The organism is Mesorhizobium sp. WSM4848, from assembly GCF_055811375.1.
The window spans coordinates 1-7,244 of sequence record NZ_JBVVPX010000073.1 but is presented as its reverse complement, the minus strand read 5'-3'; the positions used below and the strand labels follow the sequence as shown (position 1 = coordinate 7,244).

4 protein-coding genes and 5 pseudogenes are annotated in these 7,244 nt (G+C 60.7%); 2 read left to right on the top strand and 7 right to left on the bottom strand.

Annotation, left to right across the window (positions count from 1 at the left end; all coding sequences use genetic code 11):
* From istA to AC0L16_RS33070, 3 genes and pseudogenes are all read right to left on the bottom strand, one after another.
* A pseudogene (gene istA, locus AC0L16_RS33080) lies at positions 1-1,022 on the bottom strand (IS21 family transposase); the annotation flags it as partial.
* Positions 1,023-1,126: 104 nt separating this feature from the next.
* On the bottom strand, positions 1,127-1,387 hold the full coding sequence (locus AC0L16_RS33075; RefSeq protein WP_473625718.1) for a DNA -binding domain-containing protein: 261 nt from the start codon (positions 1,385-1,387) through the stop codon (positions 1,127-1,129).
* 830 nt (positions 1,388-2,217) lie between these two features.
* A pseudogene (locus AC0L16_RS33070) lies at positions 2,218-2,562 on the bottom strand (ATP-binding protein); the annotation flags it as partial.
* A gap of 218 nt (positions 2,563-2,780) precedes the next feature.
* Between AC0L16_RS33070 and AC0L16_RS33065 the strand changes: the two are divergent.
* Together AC0L16_RS33065 and AC0L16_RS33060 are read left to right on the top strand one after the other, a co-directional pair.
* Positions 2,781-3,101 (top strand): hypothetical protein, encoded by a 321-nt coding sequence (locus tag AC0L16_RS33065; protein WP_473625717.1) that lies wholly within the window; start codon positions 2,781-2,783, stop codon positions 3,099-3,101.
* A 462-nt stretch (positions 3,102-3,563) separates the two neighbouring features.
* A pseudogene (locus tag AC0L16_RS33060) lies at positions 3,564-4,034 on the top strand (ISAs1 family transposase); the annotation flags it as partial.
* Positions 4,035-4,110: 76 nt separating this feature from the next.
* Here AC0L16_RS33060 and AC0L16_RS33055 read toward each other — a convergent pair.
* The 4 genes and pseudogenes from AC0L16_RS33055 to AC0L16_RS33040 form a co-directional block, all read right to left on the bottom strand.
* The gene (locus AC0L16_RS33055; RefSeq protein ID WP_473625715.1) at positions 4,111-5,715 is read right to left on the bottom strand and encodes a N,N-dimethylformamidase beta subunit family domain-containing protein; all 1,605 of its coding nucleotides are present in this window, start codon (positions 5,713-5,715) and stop codon (positions 4,111-4,113) included.
* 178 nt (positions 5,716-5,893) lie between these two features.
* A pseudogene (locus AC0L16_RS33050) lies at positions 5,894-6,133 on the bottom strand (ABC transporter substrate-binding protein); the annotation flags it as partial.
* A 406-nt stretch (positions 6,134-6,539) separates the two neighbouring features.
* Positions 6,540-6,736: pseudogene (locus tag AC0L16_RS33045) on the bottom strand (hypothetical protein); the annotation flags it as partial.
* A 216-nt stretch (positions 6,737-6,952) separates the two neighbouring features.
* A partial coding sequence (locus tag AC0L16_RS33040; protein WP_473625714.1) for a transposase domain-containing protein occupies positions 6,953-7,244 on the bottom strand: 292 nt, incomplete at its 5' end.

Below are 7,244 nucleotides of genomic sequence, written 5' to 3'. Positions count from 1 at the left end.
CATTGGCCAAGGTGTGAACTTCGACGAGCCGCCTTCTGGTGGCGTCGGGCACGCTGTATGCGTTTCCACCGACACTCACCATGCCCTCTCGGGATATCCTGCGCTCAAGGCGCAGAACCGATCGGAACGGAGCCAGCGGCAAGGGACGCAGATGAAGGCGCTCTTCAGCGAAGGCTTCCACGACGACGTGCTGCGTTGTGGCGTGCACGCGCGGATTGGCAACGACATCCAGCCATTGCCGCAGTTGGGTGTTAAGATCATCAAGTTTGCGAAACGAGCGCGCCAGGAAGAAGTCTTCACGAATATAGCGAAAAGGTCGCCCGACCTTTCCCTTCGTCTTGGCGCGATATGGTTTGCAGGCCTTTGGATGAAAGCCGAAATGGCGGGCTAGATCGAGCAGAGCGCGGTTATAAACAATGCCGCCCGTTTCGCCTTCGCCGATGACGGCAGTCTTCATTCGGTCGTAAAGAATCTCGCGCGGAACCCCGCCGATCGCATCGAACGCCGCGGGGGTGGCATCGCAGCACCGTCGGCAGATCCTGATGCATAGCAAGGCGCGCCCAGATGAGACGGCTATAGCCCAGCACCATAGAAAACAGCCAGACGATCCTGGGGTTGCCGGCTCGTCGGTGAAGACGGAATTGGGCGAAATCCACCTGTGCCTGTTCCCCGGGAGCTGTTTCGAACCGAACTTCAAAGCCGGGTTCTGGGGTCGGACGAACGTCTCTGAGAAAGTCCGTGACGGTAGTGTAGCCACCGGCGTACCCACGATCCTTCAGTTCTCGCAGGAGCCGCCGACCGCGAAGGCCGGGATAGGCAGCAACCCGTTCACGCAGATAGGCGGTGAATGGATCCATCACCGTCGCCCGCGGCGCCCTTGGTCCGTAGGCCGGGGCCTCAAGGCCACGCTCGATGTATTTGCGGATTGTCTTTCGATCGACGGTCTGCCTGGCGATCGCTGACACCGACAGCCCCTGCCGGTGCATATCCAAGATCATGACCATCTCCCCGAGTTTGATCACCGCCATTCCCCTCTCGACCATCGAGAGCAGTATCGGTGATGACGGTGCCGCCGGTCCTCCGGGGCGCCCCGGAAGACCGGCGGCAACGCTAAACTGGGGAAGATTCAAACGGCACTTATGGGGAGTATTGATCCGGTATCGACAGTCACTATCCAGTTTGCCCGATCGAGATGGCTTCGCGCTGCTTTCCGCGCGCGCACCGGTTCTTCCGCCGGATCGATGCCGAGGATGACCTGCGCCATCTCCTCATAGCTGGCATCGTCAGCGGATGCATCCAAGAACCTCAAGTAGGTCGTAAAGTGCTCGCGGTCATAGGGAGTCAGGCTTTCAGACCACGGCACTTCTTCAATCTTTGGATTTTGCATGGGTACTCGGGCTCCGGAATAGATCAAAGATTTAGCTACGAGAGACTGCCCGAGCCCGAAGGAAACATCGTCCTTAAGACCACATTCCGATCATCGTCCGCAAGTGCCCGCTCGAAGCTATCGGCGCTCCTTTTGCAGATGCAACTTCAGGTTAGGGGCGCATCGCAAAAAATTCAAGACCATTGGGCTGGCCATTCATTTCCGGCAGACTGCACGGCCTCGATTTCACATTTCAACAGAGACTAAAGGCGCCCGAGAGCTTAGACCAATGAGGTAACATCGCGCGTGCAGAAATTTCGTCTTGCTCATCCGCGACGCGAGAGACGGCGCCGTTGGGCCGTTGACGCTGAGGTGCAGCGTTGCTGGCGACAGCCAGGCTGCGACTTTGGGCGCAAAGGCCCGGCGGCGACTGTATTCTGCGCTCATCATCGGCGCTCATCATCTGTGAAGTCGCCCTCGACCGGAAGCGCCTCCAGGGCCAAGCCTGGTTCAAGATCCTGTGGCAGACAGGAGCGACAAGCGAGCACTCTCTCCGAAGGCGGGTCCACACCTATGGCTACATCGATGTGGAGCTGCTGCGGAGCCGCGTGCTCGAACTTAACGCCGCGGCAAAATGGACAAGGAGATTGCAGCGACCTTGAACGCGGAAGGCTTTGTCGCAGCACGCCCTGCTCGTTCAAAGGTCAGAACGTCTGGCTTCTGCGGACACGTTGGAAGCATCCCACCTCAAGATCAACGGGACGAGCGCCAATCCCGACCGATGCCAGATGTGTCTACTCTGTTCAAATTGCGGCCGCCGCCCGAGGCGTCACACCGCAAACCGTCTTCGACTATCTCGCAAGCGGCTGGCTCGAGGAGCGCCAGCCTACGGAGGGACAGCCGTGGCAAATCGAGGCGTCAGATGAAAGGATCAACACGCTGCGGGCGCGGATCGCACGCGACAGGCGATCAAAGAAAGGGGACGCATCATGACAACTTCGGTTCGCCGAATCCATCGCCCATTCGGCAAAGCCGCGATTTGAGATGAGGATCATTGCGCCGCGCTCGTAGCGGGCGTTGACGAGTTGGAAGGACAGACTGCAGCCGCCGGCGATTACGGGCAGATAGCCGATTTTGTCGATGATCAGCAGGCTTGGCCTGCGAAAGAAGCGGATGCGCTCCTGCAGCCTGCCTCCCGTTCGGCTCGTGAGAGCGCGGCGATGATCGGCGAGCGTCGTTGAGTAGACGCTCTTTCCGCCGTGACCGCGTCAAGTGGCGTTGCCCGTTCCCGGCGGTCGGAATATGAATTATTCGCTACGCCTTTAATCCGCGCTCTGGGGAGGAGGCGGTCGTTGTCGGACGGCAGCGCTATTGCGGCGAGCCGGCCTATGTGGGCCGCCAGCCGGATGGCAGCTTGGCGCTGGTGCCGATCTGGATGCCCGAAAAGCCTACGGCTGCGATGACGCTCGTCGAGGCGCCACGCCTTTCCCTTTCCTGCCTTCGCGATCTGAGTCGCGAGATCGACACCTGTTTAAGTTTGCTCGACGGCGACTCACGCCGTGAAGTAAAGAGCTATGCAGCAAAGGCAGCCTATTTTCGCCCAGTCGGATTTGTTTGCGGCGCAGACCGCGTCACGGGAACTTCCGAGCGACATCCGTCAGCGCCTCCTACCATGGATTGGGGGCCTGCTCAGGGAAGCGCGGCGGATAGGCGGATCATGAAGATCGCGCCTTAGCATCTGGCGCGCGGTGCCCAGGTTTATATTCGTCCGTCCACAGCCGATCAGCCGGTCAACAATCCGGAGAGCCGACCGCCAACACCGACTTGCCGATCGGGCGGGCGAAGATCACCATAATGGCAAGCGGCCTCTGAAATGCCGCGTTCAAAGCAAGAGGACCGCCCTCCATCAGCTGCACACGTAGTCGGAACCTCTTGCATCACAAGCGGCAAGCACAGAAGTTTCTCATTCCCCAGACACTGGCGTCTCGCAGATAGTCGATAATTGCGTCGCCAGCGTCCTGGCACCGCAAGCTGGAGACAAGAAGCCGAAGGGCCAGCCGATGAGCGAAGCGTGGCACGGGCCAATGGCCTGCGCTCAAAACCTTACTTTGTCACCAGGGCTGCGAACTCGGGTTAACGCGCTTTGGGGATTGCGGCTGATCTGATTCCATCGGGCCTCGATGATTCGGAGTCCGCCATGACGTTTGCCGCCCTCGAAGTATTTGAGAAGCCGCGCCTGAAGGCTCTGCTGGAACATTTCTCCACCATCTAAGACCCGCGCGAGCCGTGGCGGGTGGCGCATCCGCTGCCGAAAGTCCTGCTTATGGTTGTCTGCGGCACGATCTGCGATTGCGACGACTATGATCTGATTGCCGACTGGGGCGCGGCGCATCTCGACTTCCTGCGCCGCTATCTGCCCTACCATCACGGCGTACCGGGCGGACGCTGGCTGACCATGCTGATGAACCGCATCGATCCCGGCCTGTTCGCCGGCGCCTTCACCTCATGGGTGCGCGAGACTTGGCCCGACAGGCCGGACTTCGTTGCCATCGACGGCAAGACCTCGAAACGCAGTCACGATCGCAGCACAGGCAAGGCGCCCCTGCATCTGGTCTCGGCCTTCGCCACGACCTCGCGGCTCGTGCTTGGCCAGGAAGCCGTCAGCGACGGCGGGTGCGGTGAGAGAAACGGGCTAGCCACATCTCGGAGATTTCGCGTTCGCCCGCCCGTCGATTCCTTTCGTATCAGGCCGTGAAGCGGCGCAGCACATTGGAGGTGATGCGTGAGACCGCGTCGTCCACGGGGAGTGCGCACGGGTAGTTGATGGAGCCCACTGAGAAGACCTCGCCCCCGTTCGCCGTCCGGTGGTGGACCATCTCCGCGCCCGAATCGATCCCAGCGACACCGCCGCCTACCAGCGGCACCAGTCCCGCGTTTGCTCCCTTGGCGAGAAGTGTGGTGCCCGGTGGTGAGCTCTTGGTGATCGTGTCCATCTCGTGGCCAGATGCACCGCCCGGGCATCGGGTGTGCAGGCATCGTTTCCCGAACAGGTCGCCGTCGGACAGCCCCGTGCCCTCGAAAACCCAGTGCGCGGCGTCGATAACGCGGTACGGCGCGGCGGTGAACAAGCCGTCAGACGACGACCTGACGCCAAGCAGTCTCTCCTCTCGGACGTGGCTCACACAGAATAACCGACTCCCCATCGCCTCAGGGTCGGACTCGAAGGTCCGACTGTCGCCGTTCCGCACGATCATCGTGCGCTCGTCCGGGAGTTCTACCTCACACTCGACGCCGTTCCCGCCAAGGTAGAGGAGTCGGCCGCCGCGTTCGACCCAAGCCAACACCCGGTCGTACATCGGCCTGGTCCAATACTCCGGATGCGTGCTAAGCACTAGAACCCGGTACGCATCGAGGTCGAGAGCACCCGTATGCAGTTGAACGTCGGAATACACGTCGGCGGCGAACCCCTCGCGCTCCAGCCATCCCAGCAGCCGCCACTCGGCGGCAGCGAGATGGTTCGGCTCGCGGCCCTCGATCGGATCGGTGATCCGTGCATCGAGGGGAACGACGTTGAGCGGCTCCGGACGGTCGAAGGACAGCGGCGCGTAGTCGTCCCCCAGCCACTCGTATTTCTGACTCGCGGCCGTGTGGTGGTATCGCGCGAGGTCCTGGCGCCGGTTGACCGGAGGTGTCGCGGGCAGGGCGACGGGGTGGATGTAGTTGCTGCGGCCGCCGAAGTTGTTGTAGGCGTTCCAGGTCAACGACGACGTGAGCACCGCGATCGGCGCGGTGGGGACGGCGGGCGCGACGACGAGCGGGAATGCGGCAGTCTCGCCTGAGGCCGTGTGCACGTGAAAAAAGTACAGGCCGGATTCGTCCGGCGCGGTCGTGCGCATAGGATCCTTCCAGCCGACGCCGGTTTGTGTGTAGTCGCCGTCTGGTACGATCAAGCGTGTCGCGTCAGGTGGGTGCGCACCGTGGCCGAGCGAGCAGACGAGCCGCTTCTCCCAACCGTAGCGCCACAGTTCGACACGGTATTCGGCTCGGGAGTGCACTCGAACTTCGACCTCGCTGCCCGCGCGAGCCCATTTCGGCCAAGCGTAGCCGAGCAGGGTGTCCCGCAGCAGCCGCAGTTGGGCAGGACGACTGGGCGTCACGTCAATCTCACTGTGTTTGCTGCCGTATCCGGGACAGCTCAAGAACACTGTGTAATGGCCGGGCGGAACGTCCGCATGGACGGCGCCCGAGGCGCGCGATCGCGTTGCGAGAGAGACATTGGCGCCGACGAGTTCCACGGCTACGTCACTGAGCGCGACGAAGTTCTCGTCGCTCACGTACGCGATTAACATTTGGATCTCCGTTTCAATTAAGGCCTAAGGGCTCTCGGAATATGGTCAGATTCATTGACGAACGTCTGGATCTAGTTGGACTCCTGTCACCTGGCCTATGGACACGGAAATACTTGATCGTGTGTTTGCCCAGATATATCCGGGCATCCACCCCAAGCGAGTGATGAAAGTTATTGCAAGAGGCGACACAGTCAGCCGCAGTGACCGGCGTATCGTCATGCCAGGACAGGCCGTCACGGAGTTCAAATGTGTAGGTCTTCTTATCCTCGGAGACATCCCACTTGCCCACCATTTGTGGTTGCGGCGCGAGGTCAGCATCCAGCGCAAATAGTGTGTCATAGATCGCCATCGCATGATTTTGTGTAGAACTCGATGTGGTGAAGACCGGGTCGAAGATCTGGATATCTCCCATCACCATTGGTACTGTATTGCCTCCCGAGGGCGCCGCTTTCGCCCAAAGCGCTGAGGGAACCGTCAATGCGGCGCCGGCGGCCACTCCTGATTTGATCAGGTTCCGTCTTGTGATTGTCATGTTTTTCCTCCCTGTTTATGGCGCCATATGCGGCGCCGGACGCCGTCCCTTGTCCCCGGGTAGACGTCACGGTATCGCGACGATCTTCCGCACAGTAGCCAAAAGATGTCGGGCGCGAAACGGATGCTTGTTATGAAAGGATCGGATTAATTATGATGACTATTCGGGTGCGAACGCGCGGCAGCCGTGTGATTGTCGCATTGCAAGCGCGACAGGCGAAACCAATTTCATTGTCTAATAGGTCGCTAATCGTCGGGCCGGAATGGTTTCCCTTCCGCGCGCGCGGCGGCGTTCAGCGTCGGGTGCTTTGAGGCAGAAGGCGTGGGTGCCGGACGCGGTTTTGCGTCCTGGGTAGTCGGGCGAGGTTGTTGGCGGCCGTCGTGAAGATGCAGCGGGAGCGCACCCGACCCGATCGACGCCGCGGTAGACGGTCTGGGCCATGCCGCCCACGGTCTTGGCCCAGCCGAAGGCCTCCTCGATGCGTTTGCGGTTGCTTGATCGTGTGCCCGGTTCGAACGGCTTCTGACCTCTAGCGCTGCAGAAACTTCAACACCGCCTCGGCGTCGATCCATCGACACCCTCGCCGCTCGCCCCATAGAATCTCAAAAACAGCTATCTTGCGTATCCGACATTGTGAGACGCGCTCGCAGCTTCATTGTCGCGCCGCAATCAATGAGCATTATCGCTCTTGCGTAAGCGGTGTTCTTAGGCCACAGCCTTGAGCTCGAGCTTGTTGATGTAGACCCAAGGCAGGAGATCGTCGATCTGGCTGTATGGGTGGCCGTTGACGATCCTGGTGAGGACATCGGCGAGATAGCCGAGCGGTTCGACACCATTGAGCTTGCAGGTTTCGATCAGCGAGGCGATGACTGCCCAGTGTTCGGCGCCGCCGTCAGAGCGTGCGAAGAGCGCGTTCTTGCATGACGCTGTAATTCCTTGATGATCTGAATCAGACGGGCATTCTCGACGTCGCGCGCCAGGACCATCGCCTTCAGCG

Excerpts from the sequence above, each read along its gene's own strand:
- AC0L16_RS33075 (WP_473625718.1), bottom strand. The coding sequence starts at position 1,387 with ATGCAAAATCCAAAGATTGAAGAAGTGCCGTGGTCTGAAAGCCTGACT.
- AC0L16_RS33055 (WP_473625715.1), bottom strand. The coding sequence starts at position 5,715 with ATGTTAATCGCGTACGTGAGCGACGAGAACTTCGTCGCGCTCAGTGAC.